This window comes from Ulvibacterium sp. (genome assembly GCF_965248315.1).
GTDB lineage: Bacteria > Bacteroidota > Bacteroidia > Flavobacteriales > Flavobacteriaceae > Ulvibacterium.
The window spans coordinates 1,468,613-1,488,868 of the sequence record NZ_CBDFIX010000002.1 but is presented as its reverse complement, the minus strand read 5'-3'; the positions used below and the strand labels follow the sequence as shown (position 1 = coordinate 1,488,868).

20 protein-coding genes are annotated in these 20,256 nt (G+C 42.0%); 15 read left to right on the top strand and 5 right to left on the bottom strand.

The window, feature by feature from the left end; translation table 11 throughout:
* Window positions 1-81: 81 nt before the first annotated feature.
* From ACP2AF_RS07870 to arsB, 9 genes are all read left to right on the top strand, one after another.
* Window positions 82-1,383 carry a hypothetical protein gene (locus ACP2AF_RS07870; RefSeq protein ID WP_425235685.1) on the top strand — a complete coding sequence of 434 codons (1,302 nt, stop codon included), beginning with the start codon at window positions 82-84 and terminating at the stop codon, window positions 1,381-1,383.
* A 201-nt stretch (window positions 1,384-1,584) separates the two neighbouring features.
* Entirely contained in the window at window positions 1,585-2,037 is a 453-nt protein-coding gene (locus ACP2AF_RS07865; RefSeq protein ID WP_425235684.1) for a MarR family winged helix-turn-helix transcriptional regulator, read from the top strand.
* Between the two features lie 117 nt (window positions 2,038-2,154).
* On the top strand, window positions 2,155-2,880 hold the full coding sequence (locus ACP2AF_RS07860; RefSeq protein ID WP_425235683.1) for an SDR family oxidoreductase: 726 nt from the start codon (window positions 2,155-2,157) through the stop codon (window positions 2,878-2,880).
* Window positions 2,881-2,912: 32 nt separating this feature from the next.
* Window positions 2,913-3,395, top strand: coding sequence for a nuclear transport factor 2 family protein (locus ACP2AF_RS07855; protein WP_425235682.1), 483 nt, complete (start codon window positions 2,913-2,915; stop codon window positions 3,393-3,395).
* Between the two features lie 261 nt (window positions 3,396-3,656).
* Window positions 3,657-3,989: an ArsR/SmtB family transcription factor gene (locus ACP2AF_RS07850; RefSeq protein ID WP_425235681.1), complete on the top strand. Its 333-nt coding sequence runs from the start codon at window positions 3,657-3,659 to the stop codon at window positions 3,987-3,989.
* 66 nt (window positions 3,990-4,055) lie between these two features.
* A complete protein-coding gene (locus ACP2AF_RS07845; protein WP_425235680.1) occupies window positions 4,056-4,685 on the top strand; it encodes a hypothetical protein in 630 nt (209 codons plus the stop codon).
* Between the two features lie 10 nt (window positions 4,686-4,695).
* Window positions 4,696-5,172, top strand: coding sequence for a DUF6428 family protein (locus ACP2AF_RS07840; RefSeq protein WP_425235679.1), 477 nt, complete (start codon window positions 4,696-4,698; stop codon window positions 5,170-5,172).
* Window positions 5,173-5,191: 19 nt separating this feature from the next.
* Window positions 5,192-5,821: a low molecular weight phosphatase family protein gene (locus tag ACP2AF_RS07835; protein ID WP_425235678.1), complete on the top strand. Its 630-nt coding sequence runs from the start codon at window positions 5,192-5,194 to the stop codon at window positions 5,819-5,821.
* Between the two features lie 2 nt (window positions 5,822-5,823).
* Window positions 5,824-6,870 carry an ACR3 family arsenite efflux transporter gene (gene arsB, locus ACP2AF_RS07830; RefSeq protein ID WP_425235677.1) on the top strand — a complete coding sequence of 349 codons (1,047 nt, stop codon included), beginning with the start codon at window positions 5,824-5,826 and terminating at the stop codon, window positions 6,868-6,870.
* A gap of 48 nt (window positions 6,871-6,918) precedes the next feature.
* On the opposite strand, the gene ACP2AF_RS07825 is transcribed toward arsB, so the two are convergent.
* Complete coding sequence (locus ACP2AF_RS07825) at window positions 6,919-7,122, bottom strand: hypothetical protein (RefSeq protein WP_425235676.1); 204 nt, start codon at window positions 7,120-7,122, stop codon at window positions 6,919-6,921.
* A 435-nt stretch (window positions 7,123-7,557) separates the two neighbouring features.
* Here ACP2AF_RS07825 and ACP2AF_RS07820 point away from each other — a divergent pair, with 435 nt between their 5' ends.
* Window positions 7,558-8,847: an esterase-like activity of phytase family protein gene (locus tag ACP2AF_RS07820; RefSeq protein WP_425235675.1), complete on the top strand. Its 1,290-nt coding sequence runs from the start codon at window positions 7,558-7,560 to the stop codon at window positions 8,845-8,847.
* A gap of 74 nt (window positions 8,848-8,921) precedes the next feature.
* On the opposite strand, the gene rpiA is transcribed toward ACP2AF_RS07820, so the two are convergent.
* The gene (gene rpiA, locus ACP2AF_RS07815) at window positions 8,922-9,611 is read right to left on the bottom strand and encodes a ribose-5-phosphate isomerase RpiA (protein ID WP_425235674.1); all 690 of its coding nucleotides are present in this window, start codon (window positions 9,609-9,611) and stop codon (window positions 8,922-8,924) included.
* A 138-nt stretch (window positions 9,612-9,749) separates the two neighbouring features.
* On the opposite strand from rpiA, the gene ACP2AF_RS07810 reads away from it, so the two are divergent.
* The 4 genes from ACP2AF_RS07810 to ACP2AF_RS07795 all read left to right on the top strand — a co-directional run bounded on the left by ACP2AF_RS07810 (window position 9,750) and on the right by ACP2AF_RS07795 (window position 14,094).
* Window positions 9,750-10,481: an HAD family hydrolase gene (locus tag ACP2AF_RS07810; RefSeq protein WP_425235673.1), complete on the top strand. Its 732-nt coding sequence runs from the start codon at window positions 9,750-9,752 to the stop codon at window positions 10,479-10,481.
* 367 nt (window positions 10,482-10,848) lie between these two features.
* A complete protein-coding gene (locus ACP2AF_RS07805; protein WP_425235672.1) occupies window positions 10,849-11,706 on the top strand; it encodes a UDP-2,3-diacylglucosamine diphosphatase in 858 nt (285 codons plus the stop codon).
* Window positions 11,707-11,716: 10 nt separating this feature from the next.
* Window positions 11,717-12,721 (top strand): glycosyltransferase family protein, encoded by a 1,005-nt coding sequence (locus ACP2AF_RS07800; RefSeq protein WP_425235671.1) that lies wholly within the window; start codon window positions 11,717-11,719, stop codon window positions 12,719-12,721.
* Between the two features lie 8 nt (window positions 12,722-12,729).
* The gene (locus ACP2AF_RS07795) at window positions 12,730-14,094 is read left to right on the top strand and encodes a GH1 family beta-glucosidase (protein ID WP_425235670.1); all 1,365 of its coding nucleotides are present in this window, start codon (window positions 12,730-12,732) and stop codon (window positions 14,092-14,094) included.
* 299 nt (window positions 14,095-14,393) lie between these two features.
* Here ACP2AF_RS07795 and ACP2AF_RS07790 read toward each other — a convergent pair whose 3' ends face one another.
* On the bottom strand, window positions 14,394-14,975 hold the full coding sequence (locus tag ACP2AF_RS07790) for a Crp/Fnr family transcriptional regulator (protein ID WP_425235669.1): 582 nt from the start codon (window positions 14,973-14,975) through the stop codon (window positions 14,394-14,396).
* Between the two features lie 76 nt (window positions 14,976-15,051).
* On the opposite strand from ACP2AF_RS07790, the gene ACP2AF_RS07785 reads away from it, so the two are divergent.
* Window positions 15,052-16,011 (top strand): nucleoside hydrolase, encoded by a 960-nt coding sequence (locus tag ACP2AF_RS07785; RefSeq protein ID WP_425235668.1) that lies wholly within the window; start codon window positions 15,052-15,054, stop codon window positions 16,009-16,011.
* 22 nt (window positions 16,012-16,033) lie between these two features.
* Here the strand turns inward: ACP2AF_RS07785 and ACP2AF_RS07780 are convergent, their stop codons facing one another.
* Together ACP2AF_RS07780 and ACP2AF_RS07775 are read right to left on the bottom strand one after the other, a co-directional pair.
* Window positions 16,034-18,994: a hybrid sensor histidine kinase/response regulator transcription factor gene (locus tag ACP2AF_RS07780; RefSeq protein WP_425235667.1), complete on the bottom strand. Its 2,961-nt coding sequence runs from the start codon at window positions 18,992-18,994 to the stop codon at window positions 16,034-16,036.
* A gap of 84 nt (window positions 18,995-19,078) precedes the next feature.
* The gene (locus ACP2AF_RS07775) at window positions 19,079-20,137 is read right to left on the bottom strand and encodes a hypothetical protein (RefSeq protein WP_425235666.1); all 1,059 of its coding nucleotides are present in this window, start codon (window positions 20,135-20,137) and stop codon (window positions 19,079-19,081) included.
* Between the last annotated feature and the right edge of the window lie 119 nt (window positions 20,138-20,256).

Sequence of the window (20,256 nt, the reverse complement as noted above, 5' to 3'; positions counted from 1 at the left end):
AATGGAAGCAAGGTGTAGGAAAGCCTTCATTTTTCAACCATTTTAGGTTTTTTTTCGATTCATTTTTATAAATCGCTGTAAATGAGTCATATATCCAAAAACGACAAAAATCTCTTGGAAGCCATAAAAAAGCGGATCGAAATGGCCTCCGGTCTTTCCGATGTATCGGGCTGGGTCCAAAAGGACTACGAGTTTCTAGTTTTTTTTATCGAGGATCAGACGGGCCACCGACTAAGCTTGTCCACAGTTAAAAGAATATGGAAGAACGAGTTTGAAAGATTACCCCATATTACTACTCTGGATATTCTGGCCAACTTGGCGTACGGCAAAGATTGGCATTCTCTTAAAAAGGAGCATCTAAATCCTAAAATACAAACCCTACCTAAAAGGGAAATCGGGAAAAAACCTCGGAAAGTCAAAAGCCAAAAATTTTACTTTTTAATTGTTCTGGCTGTACTTACATTAGTAGTTTTGGGTGTTTATCTCCCAAGAAATGCATCCAAAAAGTCCATAACAAAGGCATCCGAAGAGGTTTCCTTTTCCTATGAGAAAACAGTAGATGGGAAAATACCAAACACCGTGGTTTTTAGATATGATATTGAAGGTGTGGACGCCAATCGATTTTTTTTACAACAGAGTTGGGACAGTAGTCGAAAAGTGGAAATCTTCAAGGGATCTCATGAACGGACGGATATCTACTATATCCCCGGATACTTTACGGCCAAACTTTTTGCGGATGAGAACATCATAAAGGAGTTGCCCATTCATGTGACCTATGAGGATTGGTTTATGGCCGCTAGACAACCCATGGAAGAAGTGTATACGTTTAGCCCTACTTTTTGGTCAAAGGAGGATTATTTGGGAATCGATAAATCAAGTTTGGAAGAAAAGGGCATCGATCTCAACAAGAAAATGCAGCTAGCTTTTTACTATGTAAGGAATTTTGGTCTGGAAGGAGATAATTTTCGGCATACCATCGATTTTAAAATGGAACCCCTAGAGGCTATAGACTGCCCCATTTTTAACCTGCACGTACAAGGTGTGGATGGATTTTACTGGATTATGATCGGCAACAAGGGCTGTGAAAGTGAACTAGAAATCCGATTGGGAGATGCCATACACAATGGCAAAAACGAAGACCTGAGTATGTTCGGAACCTCAGTGTACGAGTGGCAAAAAGTGGATGTTTTGACGGAGGACAAAGAGGTCACCCTAAAACTAAATGGAACCCCGATATTTACAAGTGCCTACCACCAATCCATTGGTCCGATAATGGAAATCAGTTATTTCTTCAATGGTATCGGTATGATCGATGATGTACAGTTGAAAAATGGCAATGGGGAGACCTTATTTTCGGATGATTTTACCAAAGGTCTCAAATAAAGGTGAATTTTTGGTATTACATTGTTCTATACCTTTTAATTTAAGAATTTATTTAAAATCGGATACCGAAATTATTCCATTCCGTTTACCTGTTCCACAATTAAAATAGTAATGTGCAAAATATTGGAAAAAATGGCGTACTCGGAATACGCGGATACAAAATTGGCTTGTATCTAAAAATGTTGTAAGTTTACAACAGTTATGAAAAACAACAATAGAATCAGCTACGACAAAAGCACTTCGATCGGGATGTTGACAGGCTCCATTTTTAGTCTATTGAAAAAGGAATTGCAACGACAATTCAATAAAAGGGAGCTGCCATTAAAGGTAGAGTTGTTTCCAATAATCAACCGGCTTTTTCTTCAGGACGCAGTATCACAGCAGACCATTGCGGAGTGGTTCGGTTATGACAGGCCAAAAACGTCCAGAGTACTGGACGAATTGGAAAATGCCGGATTTGTCCAGCGCATGGAAGATCCGGAGAGTAGAAGGACAAAACGTATTTGTTTATCCCATTTCACCAAAAAGAATAAGCCCTTGATTATCGATGCATTGGAAGAAGCATTTGAAGTTGCCTATATGGGTTTTTCCAAAAAAGAAATCGATAGGTTGATAAAAGACCTCCAAAAGATCAAACTCAACTTAGAAGGCTAAAAAATTTATTTTAATTGTTGTCAATTAAAACAGTTGTAAAATGAAACAGTAATGCTGATGAGCTTTTTTGAAGCGAAACTCCCATTGGAGTCCATTACAAATCTTAAAAATGACATTATGAAAAAAAGAACATTTTTAATTACCGGAGCCACCCAAGGTATAGGAAAGGCTACAGCCCTAAACCTGGCAAATGGAGACTCTCAAATTGCAGTGACCTATGCAAGGAACAAAACCAAAGCAGAGGAAGTTGTTTCCCAACTTGAGGGCAAAGGTGCAAAAGCTATCGCATTACAGCTTAATCTTCATAATCAAAAAGAGGTAAATAACATCTTTTATAAAATCCAAGAAATCCTTGGGAAGGTGGATGTACTTATAAGTAACGCCTTTGGAAAATCCATATTCAAACCCTTGCACCTCATCGAGGATGAGGAGTATGAAGAAACCTTTTCCACGGTAAAGGGAACGTTTCTTCTTCTGCAAAATGCCGCCGAACACCTTGCCGACCATGGAACGATCCTGGTCACCTCAAGTGGAGCCACCGCAATGCCGGTACCTGCCGGAGGGCTGTATGCAGCCGCAAAATCCGCAATTGAACAATTTGCCCTCAGCCTTTCAAAAGAACTTGGGGAACGTGATATAAATGTCAATGTAATTCTGCCGGGAGTTACCAATACCGAAAGTCTGGTCGCTCCTAAAGAAATAATCGATCAATTGATCGCGCAAACTCCCTTGGGAAGGCTTGGCAGACCCGATGATGTAGCGAACGCCATGGCACGGTTGACAAGCCCTGAGAATAAATGGATCAACATGCAAAAAATAGGTATAAACGGAGGAATACTCTAATACACATATGTAAAATGTAAAACAAAGTAAATATGAAAACACAATTAAACACTGAAAAGTTTAGACCGAAAACGGTAAACGAAGAAGCATTAAAAATAGGAATGGAACTGTTCAAAAGACTTAATGAAGGAGCACAAACCGGGGAATGGGACCCGTTTTTGGAGCTACTACACGAAGATTTGACCTGGTTTGCCCCAGTAGACGGATTTCAAGGCCTACATAAGGACAAAGCCTCCATGGCCAAACTATTTAAGCATCATGCCGGAGTGACCCGAACCACTTGGGAACTAAAAAATGTTATTGCCAATGGAAATGAGATAGGATTTGAATCATGGACCTATGGCACAATACAGGGAAAATCGTATGGAAATCAATTGATGATGCTATTCGTTATCGAGAATGGAAAAGCACGTCATATCAGGGAGTATGCGGGGTATATAAACGGTGTTGGGGATTTTGTCGGCATTGGAAAGGCAAATGATGGTGAAGAAGCCCATTCCTATAGAAAAGTGTAAAACCCTTTTCAAAACGGTATTCAAGTAATAGCGATTTGGGTATTAATTCAAATCGCTATTACTGCACTATAAGGTATAGAACATCACTTTAGAAACATCTTATGAAAGGAATCTTTAACCATGCACTACCCATTCCACATTTCGTCTGACCAATCGGCTATTTAAGAAGCTGTCAAAAAAATTAGGATTTAAATATAAATAACGCTCATTTTTTGTTGTTTCCATCGTTTATCGTAATATTGCAATTAATTAATCAATGGAATGGGGTTAGCCAAAACCGAAATTTTTACGGAAAAGCAAAACCAGATTGCGGTTTTTGCCAAAGTATTTGGGCATCCTGCGCGCGTGGCCATACTCCAGCATCTGTTTGAAATAGATTCTTGTTTTTGCGGGGATTTAGTAGAGAAGATAGGGTTGGCGCAACCTACCATTTCCCAACACTTGAAAGAATTGAAATATCTGGGCCTTATCAAGGGAAATGTGGAGGGTACAAGTGTATGTTATTGTATCAACAAAGAAAACTGGACCGCCATGAAGGAAGTGATGTCCGATTTTCTGGATCAAGATCTTCCGACCAATGAGGAATGTTGCTAAAAAAATTTAGACCTATTAATTGTTTTATTGCGATAAACAAATATAATAAACTTAAAAAACAATCTCATGAAAACAAAATTAACGTACGCATTAGCATTCTTGCTCAGCTTTCAAACAGCTGTTCACGCCCAAGAACTAAGAGGGAAAATCGAAAGGTCCGTTTTGGAACTAAAAACCATCTTTCCACAAATACCTAAAGATAAAGTTTTAAACTTGGATCAATTGGCGACCAAAATAGCCGCCAAAATGGGCGAAGCCAACCATACCGTGGTAGTTGTGGACAAAACGAACGATAACGTAAGCCAATTTGCAATGATATGGTTACGAACGGGTCTTCTCCACTACGGTCTGGACGATAATCTGACCCTTGAATCCGCAGGGGTTGAATCCGTAAACAGCGCATTGGACCTGACTATGTTACGGAAATATGGTTTTAGGGTTAAAAATGTAAAGGACAAGGAACTGTTCACCTATGAAATCCAGTACGGTACCAACAGTTGGGAAATCAAAAGAAAAAGCCTTGAATCCTTAAATTTAAGAGCAGATAACAGCACGAAAATTTTTGTCGAGGAAAACCTTAATGAAAACAATGAAACCGATATATTTGAAGTCATATTTCAGAACAAGGAAGTGATTCCCGGAGAGATGCTCTATGTAGCCACGCGAATCAACACTATACTAGAAACAAAGTTATGATCTTAATTTTATGAAACTATCCGAAATCAAAGTGCTGCTCAATGGATTGGATACGATTGCATTTCAACTACCCGATGGTTCCCTGGTCCCCAATCATTTCCATGTAACGGAAGTAGGGAAGGTTACCAAACACTTTATAGACTGTGGAGGTACGGTACGCAATGAAGAAGTGGTTAATTTTCAATTGTGGGAAGCGGACGATTATGATCACCGCCTACACCCGGAGAAATTGGTCCGCATCATTGAACTATCCGAAAGAATTCTAGGGATAGATGATTCTCTCGAAATTGAAGTGGAATACCAAGGAAAGACCATTGGCAAATACGGACTGCATTTTGATGGAAAATATTTTCTGTTGACCTCCAAGGAAACCAACTGTTTGGCCAAGGAAAAATGTGGAGTTCCAGTTGAGAAACCAAAAATCAAAATGGCCGGACTTCAAGAACTGAATACTAATCCTTGCGCACCAGGTTCCGGTTGCTGCTAGCTAATAGACACCTAAAACAATGATGACAAAAACGGCAATTTTCGAGAAAATAGAACAAGGGATTTCCTCGATCCAAACAGATACCATTTCGGATAAGCGAAGAAATACGTTACAACCCCTCATAGCTTTTATACAGGGCAAGGTAGATGACAAGCTAGAGGTACGACTCAACTTTATCTGCACCCATAATTCTAGAAGAAGCCATTTGTCTCAGGTTTGGGCACAGACCATGGCAGCCTATTTCAACATTAAAAATGTGTATTGCTATTCTGGAGGAACCGAAGCCACTGCCCTGTTCCCTATGGCAGCTGCGACTTTGGCCAATTCCGGTTTTCAGGTCATAACCATTGGCCAAGGCCCAAACCCTATTTATGCCATCAAATATGCCGAGAACGCACATCCTGTAATTGGATTCTCAAAAACCTTTGATGACGATTTTAATCCCAACAGCGAATTTGCGGCCATCCTTACCTGTTCACAAGCGGATGAAGGCTGTCCCTTTATAGCAGGTGCCGAAAAACGGATTCCGATCACCTATGAAGACCCCAAGGCCTTTGATAATACCCCACAGCAGGCTGAAAAATATCGTGAACGAAGTCTGCAGATAGCGACCGAACTATTCTATGTTTTTTCTAAAATCAAGGCATAACCATGGCGAATAAAAAACTGAGTTTTCTGGATAAAAATTTAACGCTATGGATTTTTATTGCTATGGCCCTGGGCGTCGGTATCGGATACTTTTTCCCATCATTTCCCGAATTGCTGAATACGGCCAATAGTGGCACCACCAATATCCCCATTGCCATAGGCTTGATATTGATGATGTATCCGCCCCTAGCCAAAGTGAACTATGCCCTGTTGCCCAAAGTGTTCCGCAATACCAAGATATTGTCCATATCGTTGCTCCTAAATTGGATTATTGGTCCCATTTTAATGTTCGTTTTGGCGATTGCGTTTTTGAGGGATTATCCCGAATATATGGTGGGGCTTATCCTTATAGGTCTGGCACGTTGTATTGCCATGGTACTGGTTTGGAACGACCTAGCCGAAGGCAATAGTGAGTACGGTGCAGGACTGGTAGCATTAAACAGTATCTTTCAGGTATTCGCCTATAGTTTTTATGCCTGGATATTTATCACCATTCTCCCCCCTTACTTTGGTTTTGAAGGCGCCATTGTGGACATTTCAATAGGAACCATTGCCGAGAGCGTGGCCATATATCTAGGGATTCCATTTTTTTTGGGTATTGTGAGTCGCCTGGTTTTGGTAAGATTGAAAGGAGAGGAATGGTACAACACAAAATTTATTCCTACCATTTCACCAATCACCTTAATCGCGTTGTTGTTTACTATTGTGGTTATGTTCTCCCTTAAGGGTGAATTAATTGTGGAGATACCGATGGATGTCCTCATTATCGCCGTTCCTTTGTTGGTGTATTTTAGCCTAATGTTTATCATTGGTTTTTTCTTTACCAAGGCTATGGGTGCGGAGTACGACAAAACGGCTTCCGTGGCATTTACGGCCGCAGGAAACAATTTTGAATTGGCCATTGCAGTGGCCATAGCGGTTTTCGGATTGAATTCTGGTCAAGCATTTGCTGGTGTGATCGGACCATTGGTGGAAGTACCCGCCCTGATACTTTTGGTTAGAGTAGCCTTTTGGTTAAGAAAAAAGTACTACAGACCCCAAACGGTTTAAAAAAGGAACGTACCCCTTGGAAAGTACATTCAAAAGCTAGCGAACCTCTTACCAATCGTTCTTGGTTGCGTATTGTTCCCCGTTTTCCAACCAAGTCCTAGCTATGGCCAAAGCCTCTCCAAAGGCTTTCTCTTTTGAATATCCATGAACCTCGATCATTCCATTGGCCAAAAGGTATGCCTTATCAATAACTTTTGGATGCTCTTTCCTTAGTTGATGCCTAAACTCCTTAAGATTAAATTTCTTTCCCATATACTAAATCCCAATTCCATTTAGGTTATTAAAACGTTAATATAAGGTAAACAAACAAATTATCGCTTTTATTGTCCCCAAAACACTGATTATTGTGCCTGATTTTCTGGGTTCTTACCTAAAACGGGTATGTAATATCGGTATTTTTTAGTTCAAAACATCAATAAATAGCTTCTAGAACAAAATACCCGTTGCCCCAATGGTTCCTAATTCGGCAGTAAAAGGTGACTTCTCCATATAATTTGGCTTACATTCCAGAAAGTACGGCCCTAGCCTTTACAATGGCTTAACTTCTTGATTTTAAGTATTAGATAAGACATAAACATTTTATAAGTTTTAGCTAACATCAATACGGCTTAGGTATTGGAACTTTAATCATTCGTTAGGCTATCGCCCAACAAATTTTGTGAACAATCAACCTTTAAATTTTTTAAAATGAAAAAAGTTCTATTCTTTCTTGCCCTTGTTATTCTCATCTCATCCTGTGAGCTTATCGAAGATCATATAGGTACACCAGACCCAGGGGTTCCTCCCAAATCCGTGCTACAGAAAAATGTACAATACCCCCTCCCTTTTAATGTATTGGGCACCTTGGAAAACGATGTTGAAATCCGCAACGGAGGGTTTGGTTCCGCCGCCACGGCCCATCCTACCCATGGAGGTGAGTTCTATGCCATTACGGATCGGGGCCCGAATACCAATTTTTTGGATGGGAAAAAGTTTCCCGTTTCCGATTACACTCCTCGGATCGGCCATTATGCGGTCAATAGCGATGCCGAAATAGTTTTGCTGGAAGAGATTTTACTCAAAGACCCCTATGGCAATCCCATTTCGGGCATTCCCAATCCCGAAGGCAAAGGAGCCACCGGGGAAATTCCCTATGATATTGCGGGCAATCAAATCTCCTTTGATGATTTCGGAATGGATGCCGAAGGCCTGGTCGCCTTAAAGGACGGTACTTTTTGGGTATCCGACGAGTATGGTCCACACATTGTGCACTATTCGGCTACCGGAGTAGAATTGGAGCGTATCTCCCCAATTGGGGTAAACGAGGGAAATGGCGGTAGAAAACTTCCTGCCGTTTACGCCAAAAGAAGGGCAAACCGAGGGATGGAAGGATTGGCCATCACCCCGGATGAACGTGTTCTTGTAGGCCTTATGCAGTCTACCATGCACAACCCGGAAAGTATCCGGGCCGACATCACTAGAATTGTAACACTTGATCTATATACCGGAAGCACAAAACAGTACCTATACAGACAGGAGAAGGCGAATCTCTCCAATTCGGAGATTGTGGCCCTATCCAGTACAAAATTTTTAGTGGTGGAGCGTGATGGGAATTTTGCCGGAGCCGAGGCTGCCCAAAAACATATCTATAAAATAGACGTATCGGGAGCTACTGACGTATCAGGCGACGACGATGCCGCCGAATTTGGCCTTATGATAGATGGCAAGACCATTGAACAATCAAGCTGGGAGGAACTCGATGCCGCTGGAATCGTGCCTGTGAACAAAGAACTTGTGGCGGATTTGGTGGCACTCAATGGATACCCTCATGACAAATTGGAAGGCTTTTGGTTGATCGATAACCATACTATTGGATGTCTTAACGATGATGATTTTGCGGTTTCCGACGAAGACGGGGATGGCACCATCGAACAAAAAATACTTCCGGGAACGGATGACGTGGATGCGAGCTCCTTATATCTCATTCATCTTGATTAACATGTAAATCAACTTTGGAGAGACGGATAACTTCTGTCTCTCCAGAGTTTCCTATGTTTGAATACCCCTCTTTTTTACCGAGTATTCCTAAAAAATAAGGTCTCACTACCCTGTCCCATAAGGATAATATCCGTGGTTTTCAGAAAAAGCCCGGTTTCAACCACACCCGGAATTTCTATGAGAGTGCCGTTCAATTTGTCCACCTCCTTGACCCCAAAAATATCGATATCAATGATATTGTTGTTTTCATCGGTTCTATAGGCCCCTCCATCAAGCTTTCTGAGTACGGGTTTCAAACCCATTTTATTGAGTTCGGCAAGAATCGCTTGCGTAGCAAAAGGGATAATTTCCAAAGGCAACTTAAATTTGCCCAAGGCACTGACCTTCTTTCCAGAATCTGCAATGATTACATTTAGTTTAGAATTATGTGCAAGTATTTTTTCCCGCAACAATGCACCGCCACCACCTTTTATCAAGCGGAATTTCGGGTCGAACTCATCTGCGCCATCTATGTTGATATCCAATGTAATTGCCTCTTTCAATAAAATTAGTGGGATTCCTACTTCCTGGGCCAATTGGGCGGTCCTTTCAGAGGAAGGTACTCCCTTTATAGACAGACCCTTTTCAACTTCTTCTCCCAATTTGCGAATCATATGTTCAGCCGTGGACCCCGATCCCAGACCGACTATCATGCCGTTTTTAACCAAGGAGACCGATTCATAGGCCGCTAATTTCTTTTCATGTTCTATTACGGTCGACTTCATTTTAAGAGCTCTTTCCCGGACTAAGATAATTAATAACGGAACAATTAAAGTGCCGGAAGACATCGCGGTCCACACCTGGAAAAGTAAAAACAAAATGGCGACAGATACTTTACTTAATTTTCCTAAATTCGACCTGCAATGATAAAAGCTCTAATTTTTGACCTGGATGGAACACTGATCCAGACCGAAGTATTGAAGGCAACTTCATATGCCCAGGCAATACAACACTTGACCCAAAATACCATACAAGAAAAGCAGGTATTGGATATTTTCGGAAAGTATGTAGGACTATCGAGGGAAAAGGTGGTAGAAGGCTTGTACGAGGAGTTTTCGCCTGAATTGGAATATCATCTGAATTCGAAGGATTCCACTAACGTTAAGGAGCAAATCATCAAAAAAAGATTATCCATTTACGATGAAATACTCAAGGATGAGGTTCTTCTCTCAAGACATTTTTGTCCCTTTACCCTTAAGCTTTTGCACACGGCCTATTCAGAGAAGTTAAAAATTGTTTTGGCTACCATGTCCCATCTACCCCAGGCCAAAAGGATGACCACCATACTGGGGATAACAGATAAGCTTGATTTGATCCTTACCCGAGACGATGTTGATAAGGGCAAGCCGAACCCAGAGATTTATCTTAAGGCAAAAAATACACTCCACTTGGATTCGGATGAATGTTTGGTCATTGAGGATTCCGTTAATGGCATTAAAGCTGGAATCGCGGCCGGAATGCAGGTTTTTGCCGTAACCAACAACGTTACCCGAAGCTCCGTACATTCCTATAACCTTTTAGAGGACACCTATATTGTGGATACGCTTGAAGACCTAAGTTCTAGGGTTTTTGCCTTCATAAATGCCAAATCGTAGTTCCATCGGTCGAAAAGATGTTTTAAGGAACTGTTTGGTGAAACACCTTCGGGATATTCTTCCTAAACGTTTTTTGCATGTTTCACTTTCTTGAACAGGGCTCGATTTACTCAGATATCATTTAATCCTAGAAAGCCCTAAATCAAGAATCCAATTGATAACCTGAAGTTAACGCAACCTTAAAACCAACTTTGCAATAGTATAAAGGATTATTTACAAACTTTGAATAACCTGATTGTTTTGGCGTGAAAAAACATCAAATTTTAACATCCAACAAGCCATCTTACTACCCTTGTTTGGTTTCATGGTATTCACCTATCAGCCTTGCGATCAGATTTGATACATATACCAACACCCCCTATTTCCTATGAAAAAAAGATCGGTAGACCTTGTGGTCATTTCAGATGTGCACCTGGGCACATATGGATGTCACGCCAAGGAGTTATTGGCCTATTTAAAATCCATAAAACCCAAGCAAGTTGTACTAAATGGCGATATCATAGACATTTGGCAGTTTAGCAAACGCTATTGGCCCAAGTCGCACATGAAAGTGGTGAAGCTGATTATGCAGTGGGTTTCCAATGGGGTCAAGGTACATTACATTACAGGGAACCATGACGAAATGTTAAGGAAGTTCGTAGGTTTTACCTTGGGCTCCTTTACCATATCGAACAAGGTGGTACTCTCCTTAAAAGGGAAAAAGGCATGGATGTTCCACGGGGATGTATTCGATGTAACCATGCAGCATTCCAAGTGGATCGCGAAGCTTGGTGCTATAGGATATGATTTTTTGATTCTTTTGAACCGCTTCGTCAATTTTGTCAGTAAAAAAATGGGCAAAGGACCCGTCTCCATGTCAAAGCGAATTAAAAATGGGGTGAAATCGGCCATCAAATTTATAAGTGATTTTGAGAAGACGGCTGCCGACATTGCGATAGAAAAGAAATTCGATTATGTGGTCTGCGGCCATATCCATCAACCGGAAATTAAGGAGATCCAAACAGATAAAGGCACTGTATTATATTTGAATTCCGGGGACTGGGTGGAAAACCTTACCTCGCTGGAATACCACCGAGGCAAATGGAAACTTTACAATTATAACGAGGACGTTTCCGCCAAGGCCTCGGATTTGGATTTAGCCGATCCCATTGAAGTCCTGGAGAAAAATGTGCTTTTTGAGCATCTGCTACAGGAATTCAAGAATATTGAGCAAAACCGAATTTGAATTACTTCAAATGAAAGTACTTTATGCCATTCAGGGAACAGGAAATGGCCACTTGAGTCGGGCAAGGGATATTATTCCCGTCCTTGAACGAAAAAATATAGAGCTAGATATCCTGGTCAGCGGTACCCAGGCGGATATCCATATTCCCTATCCCATTAAATATCAATTAAAAGGATGGAGCTTCATTTTTGGAAAAAAGGGAGGCGTTGATATGTGGCGCACATATCTAAGGACCAATACGGCACGCCTGCAAAAGGAAATCAAAAGCATTCCCGTGGCCCGATATGACCTCATCATCAATGACTTTGAGCCGATAACCGCATGGGGCTGCAAATTACAGAATAAGGCATCCATCGGTTTTAGCCACCAGGCCGCGGTTCTGGCGCCGGAGGTTCCCAAGCCTATAAAAAAGGACCCTTTGGGAAAACTTATTCTTCGGAAATATGCCCCAACAACAAAATCGTATGGGTTACATTTCAAGGAATACAACAGCAACATATTTACACCGATTGTACGTGGGGAGATTCGAAAAACCACCCGAAGTTCAAAAAATCATTACACGGTTTATTTGCCTTCTTATAGTGACGAAAAGATTCTGAATATGCTCTCAAAAGTGAAGGGAATTCAATGGGAAGTCTTCTCCAAACATACCCGCACCAATTTTTTTCAGAGCAATGTCTCCGTTCGTAAAATCAACAATAAGGCTTTTATTCAAAGTATGGCATCGTGTAAAGGCATGCTTTGTGGAGCAGGTTTTGAAACGCCAGCGGAAGTGCTACATATGGGCAAGAAGCTTATGGTCATACCCATGAAAGGACAGTATGAACAACAGTGCAATGCCGCAGCATTGAAAGAAATGGGGGTTCCAATACTGAAATCGTTGAAAATGAAACACTTAGGCAAGCTTCAGGATTGGGTGGAAAGCAATCGAAAAGTGGAGGTTTACTATCCTGATATTACGGAACCTATTATCGACCGGATTCTTGAAGAGGCTACCGCCGGTGTCCTTCACTAAAAAGACGAATGCGAAATATTCCCAAGAGCGAACCTATTAATTTGAACAAGATCGATTTTGGCGATGATTTTGTTTGGGGCGTATCTACTGCGGCCTATCAAACTGAAGGCGCTTATGTAAAAGACAACAAGGGAATGTCCATCTGGGACGATTTCACAGCAAAACCAAAAACAATTTTCGCGGGACACCACGGGAAGGTTGCTTGCGACTTCTACCATCGCTATCGTGAAGATATCCTTCTGATGAAGTCCATGCATATCAAAAACTTCCGATTTTCGATTTCATGGCCCAGACTGATGCCCACGGGCCATGGCGAAGTAAATAGGGCCGGGGTTGATTTTTACAATCGTGTCATAGATTTCTGCCTGGAATGTGGTATCACTCCTTGGGTTACCTTGTACCACTGGGATCTACCTCAAACCCTGGAAGCCAAAGGAGGCTGGGCGAACCGGGATATTTTGGGTTGGTTTGGTGACTATACCCGTTTTTGTGCAAAGTATTTTGGTGATCGGGTAAAGCATTGGATGGTTTTAAATGAACCTATGGTCTTCACGGGTGCTGGGTATTTTCTGGGGGTCCATGCACCCGGGCGTAAGGGATTAAAAAGTTTTTTGCCGGCAGTACATCACGCTACCCTATGCCAGGCCCTTGGAGGTAAAATTTTGAGGGAAGAAGTTAAACGATCTAGTATTGGCACTACGTTTTCATGCTCGCAAATTTCCCCATATTCCGAAAATAAAAAAGATCTGATAGCGGCAAAAAAAGCGGATACCCTGTTAAACCGTTTATTTATTGAACCTACCTTGGGTTTGGGATATCCCGTGGAAAATCTAAACGTCTTAAAACGTCTTGAACGATACCAGCAGCCCACTGATTTAAAGGATATGACCTTTTCATTCGACTTCATCGGCATTCAGAATTATACAAGAGAGGTCGTTAAACACAGTTATCGTGTTCCCTATTTAAGGGCCAAAATTGTAAAGGCCAGCGAACGGAACGTTCCCACCACGGTCATGGATTGGGAAGTACATCCTCCCAGCATTTATGAGATGATTGCCAAATTCAATGCGTATTCCAATATTAAAAAAATCCTTATTACCGAAAACGGGGCCGCCTTTGAGGACAAATTGAAAAATGGATCGGTGGACGACCCAAAAAGGGTGAATTATCTACAGGACTATTTGAAACAAGTTCTAAAAGCGAAAAACGAAGGGCTAGAGGTCTCGGGATATTTTGCCTGGACCTTTATGGACAATTTTGAATGGGCCGAAGGCTACCATTCCCGATTTGGCCTGGTGTATGTAGATTTTACCACCCAGGAAAGAATCATCAAGAAATCCGGAAAATGGTTTAGGGCCTTTTTAAGACCGTGAGTATCCCCCGTTTGAAGTCAACCTAAAAACCCTGGACTTTGCATAGCACTCCATTTCCAAAAGCATATTCGAAGGTGCTATTTATCAATCAGGATCGGAAGAAGTAAATGCGATGACCAAACAAGAGACTACAAAACAAATGGCAAAAAAGCTGATGAGGGCGATATAGTTGTTCATAAGTAGGAATTTTCGTTGAAAATAGCAAAAATCCCTATTCGCGAGACTTCTATGTCATACTTTTCGATGAACGGGCCTTTTTTAGAAAGGCACTAAGCCTTTCAAACCAGGTGTCCTTACTATTATTCCTTGAACAGGTCCATTTGTTCCATTTGCTTTAGGGTCCTGTTAAGGCTGCGTAAAGTTACTCCCAGATAATCTGCAATATCCTTCTTTGAAAACATACCGGTCTCCTTGGAAAAAAGTTGGGACAATTTGTTCAAATTATGAGCCGTGGGATAGGTTTGCTGACGGGAAGTACGAATTGCGGAATCCCTTAATTTTGCGGCCAGGGCGCGGGATACCATCAAATTGAATCCTTGGACACTTTTCATCATAGCGCAAAAATCGTCCTTTCCTATGTAGTAGGTAGTGACGGTCGTGATTGCCATAACATTGCTAAAGGTGCTGGTATCGTTCAAAACCTCTATTTCACCCAACAATTCACCAGCGCCAAAGAACTCCTGTACAAACTCCTTCCCATTTTCCTCGCTAACATAACATTTGGCAATCCCCTCTTTTATAATATGGACGAACCTCCCTTCCATTCCCTGTACGATCAACTTTTGTCCCGGATCAAATTGCTTTTCCCCAAAAGTCTTGTACCCTTCCGGGTTATCCCATTGGGAAAAGAAATCAAGTAGCTCATTATTCGTCCGTATCATGTGAATTGGTTTGGACAATTGTCCTTTTATGGTAACGAAAAAAGTACGTGATTTGAAAATAGCAAAACGACCGTTTATGGACAAATTAATTATTGATACCGATCCCGGGGTGGATGACGGCATGGCCCTTCAGTTTGCCCTGGCTTCCGAAGAGCTTCATATAGTGGGAATCACCACGGTGTTTGGAAATGTTGATATCCAACAAACTACTAAAAACGCCTTACGTCTACTTCATTTGGCCAACAGACCGGATATTCCCATTGCGAAGGGCGCCTCAAAACCGGTTCAGGGAGAATTCCTTGGCGGTGTGCCCTTTGTGCATGGCGACGATGGGCAGGGTAATACTTGGAAACCGGCCGGTCCATTAAAACCCATAAATACCCCGGCCGATGAATTCATAATCGAACAGGTATTGCGCTATCCCGACCAAATTTGTATAGCTGCCTTAGGCCCGTTGACCAATCTTGCCATGGCATTGGAGAAGGAACCAAAAATCCAGGATAGGGTAAAGGAAATTGTATTTATGGGTGGAAATGCATTCTGCTCCGGAAATGCAACACCCGCCGCCGAAGCGAACATGCTTTCGGATCCGGAAGCTGCCGATAAGGTCTTGGGGGCAAATTGGCCCATGACCATGGTAGGGCTGGATGTTACCCATAAAACTATGCTTTCACGAGATACCTTGAATAGAATTTCCTTGTTTAGGTCACCATTGAACGACCACGTAATGGAAGCCTATCAGTTTTACCAGGATTTTTTCATGAAAACCAATAAAATTGATGGAACCTTTGTACATGACTCTTCCGTAATTGCCTATTTTATAGATCGGAGTCTTTACAAAACCTTGGAGTATCCCATTCGTGTAGAAACACAGCACTGCATTAGCCGGGGTAAGACATGGCCTTCACTGGGGGAAGCAGACCACGAAGGTGCAAAAGCTTTGGAACCTTGGCGAAACAGACCCAAAATCAAAATTTGTCTTGACGTTAAAGATCAGGAGGTAATCCAGCTTCTGGAGGAGCGATTAACACAATAACAGCGTAGCCGTAGAAAACCAATTAATTTTCCACATACTCGGAAGGTGAACAACCAAAATACTGTTTAAATGCGGTGGAAAAATAGGCCGGTTGATTGAATCCTACGGCATAACCGACCTCAGATATATTATCATGACCGTCATGTAATAGCTTCGCCGCCAACTTCAGTCGTTGTACCCTGATAAACTCCGAAGTGGAAAGTCCCGTAAGCGCCTTCAATTTGCGGTGCAGGTGCATTCGGCTTAAACCAATCTGTTCTGAAAAAGAACTTGCATTAAATTCTGGGTTGGTCAGCTCAATATCCAGTATTTGACCAATTCTATCCAATAGCCGTGTATCTATGCTGGTGAGTTCTATATTTTTTGGTTTCAGGAAGGGTTGCTTACTAAACTTTTCTTGGATAGCAGTTCGAGTGGCAATCAATTTATCGATCACTACCCGCAACTTTTCTTCCTTAAAAGGCTTGATCATATAGGCATCCGCTCCGGTCTTGAGTCCGGTCAACTCATGTTCCTCCCCAGATTTTGCGGTAAGGAGAACAATAGGAACATGCGATGTTCTTTCATCATTTTTAAGTGCGGCGCTCATGTGTATCCCATCTTTTATTGGCATCATAATGTCCGAGATAACCAAATCAGGAACGATCCTAAACGCAATATTCATCCCCTCTTCCCCATTTTCCGCTTCTTGTATTTGATATTCACCCTTGAATAGCGACTTGATAAAAAGCCTGATCTCGGCATTATCATCCACAACCAATAAAACAGGGAGGGAGCTTTCCCCAAGTGCCTCTTCTTCATAGTCTGCTTCAGAAACTATTTCTTTGCCATATTCCTCGATGTTTGAAGGTATCTTATCCTCTATGGCTAAATCTACCTTTGAAAAGACATTCTTTGACACGGGCAAGGTCACAACAAATGCCAAGGTCGCATCATCCGGTTTGTAGACGTGGATCTTACCATGGGAAAGGTGCGTCAACTCCTGTACCAGCGAAAGACCGATTCCAAAACCCTGATGTAAAGTATCACTCTGGTAAAAACGATCGAACAAAAGGGGAAGCGCTCTTTCGGTCAAATCCGTGTTTTCATTGATGGTTGTAAGTATTACTTCTTGCCCTTGCCGTATGGCCTTAAAATCAATATGGCCTTTATCAGGACTATACTTTAATGCATTGGACAAGAGGTTCGTCACAACTTTTTCCACCACATCCCGATCAAACCAAACCTCATCTGGAATATCAACTTGACTATCGAAAACCATACCTTTTTGTACGGCCTGATATTGAAAAGGTTCGACCAGATGCTTTAAGAAAAGTTCCAGATTTCCCTTGGAAACCCTAAGTTTTCTTCTTCCAGCCTCAATTTTTGAAAGATCCAATATCTGATCCACAAATTTTAGCAAGCGGTCGGCATTCCGTTGAATCAGTCCTAGGTCAGTCTTATCATCGGCAGAAAGATCTTTCTTGGACAACTGATGGGCAACCGGACCCGATATCAAGGTCAACGGAGTTCTAAACTCATGGGAAATGTTGGCGAAAAACCTCGACTTGGCCGCTTCCAGTTGCCGAAGTCTTCGGTTGGTCTTTTGTTTGTTTCGGAAAAGAAGAAACAACGTAATGAAAGCCAAGCCCATAATGGACATCCCAGCTATAAAAACATTGCGTTGGTTTTTGGTCTTCTGTTCGGCCAATTGGCCCTGGGAGGTAAGTAGGGCTATTTCCTGTTCTTGTTTTTCATTCTGATACTTTTTGTTAAGCTCCTCGACTAAGGCTAAGTTCTGGAATTTCTGGATACTGTCTTTTAAGACCTTTTGTTTTTCAAGTGCCATTAATGCGTTCCCATAATCCTTGCTGTCCTTATACGCATCATAAAGTCCTTGATAGACATTGATCAATTGAATGCCTACGGCTTGGTCATCACCTACTTCTTCAAAAAACTCCAATGATTTGTTAAGATGTTGGATAGCCTTCTTGTATTGTTTTTTATGCCAGTACAAATCCCCTAAGTTCATCTGGTACCTGGCTGCTGCTGTGGTCCGTATTGAGTTTTCAGGAATGGAAGAAGCCTTCAAAAGATAGAATTCAGCATTTTCAAGTTCATTTAGTTCCAAGTAGGTGCCACCTAATCTCCCATAAATATCAGCAAGGATACGCAAGTCGCCGTAGGCTTCATAATAGGCCTTAGCTTTCAAAAGGTGTTCAATGGCCTTTTTATCTTCCCCAAGCAAATCGTAATGTGTGCCCAAAGCAACCTCTCCATATTGCACCCCTTCTTCCAGGCCCAAGGTCCGATAGACCTCGATACCCTTCTTAATATAAACAACCGCTTCAGGGTTTTTGAGTTCGGTATAGATGGTGCCAATATTGGCATAGGATGCCGCCAAGGATTTGTCCAGCTCATTCCGTGAGGTGTAAATTGAATCCAGTTTTAGATAATGTGTTAGTGCTTCAGGATATTCAGCACGCTGAAAGTTCTGATTTCCCAGCAAGTTATAGATGGAGGAAAGTGTTCTCCAGTCATCCGTCTGCTTCGCGTTTTCCAAAGCCAGGTGCGCATACTTTTTGGACAGGGAATCTTTTCTTCGGATATTATAAATGACTCCGATCTTCTTATAGCAATCCGCTAAATAGGCTTTATTTTTAAGTTGTTCCGCTATTTTAGAAGCCGATTCAATATGAAAAAATGCACTGTCAATATCCGATTTGGCAAAGTGATATCTTCCACTTAAGGAGTGGTACAAATAAAAACCGTTTTTGTAATTGTGCTCTACAGACAATCTTCTGATTTGCGCTCGGTAACTGTCCGCGGAATCTGGATAAGCATACAGATAGGCCACAAAAAGTTGGGAATACAGGTCGACAGATGCTTCCACACCCTTTTCATTCCGCAACAGGTCTTTTATGGAATCAAGTTTTTGTTGGTCTTGGCACCAGATAGTGGAAATACTTATGGTCAACAGTAGAAGGAAAACTGCTTTTTTCATGGTTGGGTCGAATCATTTAAAAGGTACAAAAAACCTAAGGAAATCAACACTTCCAGATTCTGGTTTTATAATTCGAATGGTAATCTAACGATAGTATACCGTAAATCCTGATGCCGGAAATTCAGAAGGGCAAGTTCCTGAGGTTTCCCTGACCACATGTAATGTTCCATCCGACTGTAACTGGAAATAAAAGTAGCCCCCGGAATCCAGTTCGTAGCAATGCTCGGTGGTCACCTCTTCGGGATCTACATGGGTCGCCGCGCCAAAGAGTACCCGATTTACCGTGGATTCCGTGCCTCGTACAATCTTTACGGTCCCGTTCAAGGCGGTTGCCACATGTAGGGGTGAAAATTCGGTCTGACCAAAATATGGCGTTGAAAATACTTCCATGGTATCAAACCAAGTCCCGGCAATAGTCCCCTCCTTCCCTCTCGGCCCCCTACAATTCAAGGGTTGGACCAGCGGCTTGGGACCGAAAAGATCGTACATCTGGTTTCGCAAGTCTCCCGTGTAATAATCATAGGGGCAAGAAGCGAATTTAAACGTCTCTACGGGATGAAAACGGTCATTGTTCAAAAAGGTAAGTGGGCGTTCACTATGATATACGCCAAAGTCAAAGCTTTTGGCCTGTACCGTTCCGGATGTGGTGCCTATGAGATCCCCAGCCGACAACTTCAATAAGGTAGGGGCCTGTCCTTCAAACATGCTAATACCTTGGTTCACTACCAAATCCCGTATGGCGGGGATGGGATCCGTTATATGGCCAAAACGTATCACCACCTCACAGCTGGCACGGAACATGGGTTGATAATCTACACCATCAAATGTAACGTTCACCAGATCCATATCTACGGGCGCATAAACCGGCACTTCGGATACCTCCGGTTTAATGAACACATAGCTATGTTCCGAAAAATTGTGAAAGGCCTGTATTTCACCTAGGGGCTCAATATGGGCAATACCCTCAAGATCTGTAAAGGAAGCCGTAAAACTTACATTGGGGTTGGAACCGGTCTCGCATGCAGAAAGCGGTGGCGGCCCACTGCTATCGCCATCATCACTTCCACATCCGGCGAGAAAGAAAAAGAATAATAGGAGTACAAGGGATTTTCTTGGTTCCTTAATTATAATATCTATATCCATTGGAGCAGTTAATTTAATCCAATCAAAAAGGATAGGGTTTGGGGCTTTAATGGTCTCTCAAAACATTTATCTCACAAGCACATCCGCTTCAAGGTAGCGAATTTTTTGCTGTATTTCCT

What these genes read in the sequence shown, in the direction of transcription:
- ACP2AF_RS07870 (WP_425235685.1), top strand. Translation starts at nt 82, where the DNA reads ATGAGTCATATATCCAAAAACGACAAAAATCTCTTGGAAGCCATAAAA.
- ACP2AF_RS07865 (WP_425235684.1), top strand. Translation starts at nt 1,585, where the DNA reads ATGAAAAACAACAATAGAATCAGCTACGACAAAAGCACTTCGATCGGG.
- ACP2AF_RS07860 (WP_425235683.1), top strand. Translation starts at nt 2,155, where the DNA reads ATGAAAAAAAGAACATTTTTAATTACCGGAGCCACCCAAGGTATAGGA.
- ACP2AF_RS07855 (WP_425235682.1), top strand. Translation starts at nt 2,913, where the DNA reads ATGAAAACACAATTAAACACTGAAAAGTTTAGACCGAAAACGGTAAAC.
- ACP2AF_RS07850 (WP_425235681.1), top strand. Translation starts at nt 3,657, where the DNA reads ATGGGGTTAGCCAAAACCGAAATTTTTACGGAAAAGCAAAACCAGATT.
- ACP2AF_RS07845 (WP_425235680.1), top strand. Translation starts at nt 4,056, where the DNA reads ATGAAAACAAAATTAACGTACGCATTAGCATTCTTGCTCAGCTTTCAA.
- ACP2AF_RS07840 (WP_425235679.1), top strand. Translation starts at nt 4,696, where the DNA reads ATGAAACTATCCGAAATCAAAGTGCTGCTCAATGGATTGGATACGATT.
- ACP2AF_RS07835 (WP_425235678.1), top strand. Translation starts at nt 5,192, where the DNA reads ATGATGACAAAAACGGCAATTTTCGAGAAAATAGAACAAGGGATTTCC.
- arsB (WP_425235677.1), top strand. Translation starts at nt 5,824, where the DNA reads ATGGCGAATAAAAAACTGAGTTTTCTGGATAAAAATTTAACGCTATGG.
- ACP2AF_RS07825 (WP_425235676.1), bottom strand. Translation starts at nt 7,122, where the DNA reads ATGGGAAAGAAATTTAATCTTAAGGAGTTTAGGCATCAACTAAGGAAA.
- ACP2AF_RS07820 (WP_425235675.1), top strand. Translation starts at nt 7,558, where the DNA reads ATGAAAAAAGTTCTATTCTTTCTTGCCCTTGTTATTCTCATCTCATCC.
- rpiA (WP_425235674.1), bottom strand. Translation starts at nt 9,611, where the DNA reads ATGAAGTCGACCGTAATAGAACATGAAAAGAAATTAGCGGCCTATGAA.
- ACP2AF_RS07810 (WP_425235673.1), top strand. Translation starts at nt 9,750, where the DNA reads ATGATAAAAGCTCTAATTTTTGACCTGGATGGAACACTGATCCAGACC.
- ACP2AF_RS07805 (WP_425235672.1), top strand. Translation starts at nt 10,849, where the DNA reads ATGAAAAAAAGATCGGTAGACCTTGTGGTCATTTCAGATGTGCACCTG.
- ACP2AF_RS07800 (WP_425235671.1), top strand. Translation starts at nt 11,717, where the DNA reads ATGAAAGTACTTTATGCCATTCAGGGAACAGGAAATGGCCACTTGAGT.
- ACP2AF_RS07795 (WP_425235670.1), top strand. Translation starts at nt 12,730, where the DNA reads ATGCGAAATATTCCCAAGAGCGAACCTATTAATTTGAACAAGATCGAT.
- ACP2AF_RS07790 (WP_425235669.1), bottom strand. Translation starts at nt 14,975, where the DNA reads ATGATACGGACGAATAATGAGCTACTTGATTTCTTTTCCCAATGGGAT.
- ACP2AF_RS07785 (WP_425235668.1), top strand. Translation starts at nt 15,052, where the DNA reads ATGGACAAATTAATTATTGATACCGATCCCGGGGTGGATGACGGCATG.
- ACP2AF_RS07780 (WP_425235667.1), bottom strand. Translation starts at nt 18,994, where the DNA reads ATGAAAAAAGCAGTTTTCCTTCTACTGTTGACCATAAGTATTTCCACT.
- ACP2AF_RS07775 (WP_425235666.1), bottom strand. Translation starts at nt 20,137, where the DNA reads ATGGATATAGATATTATAATTAAGGAACCAAGAAAATCCCTTGTACTC.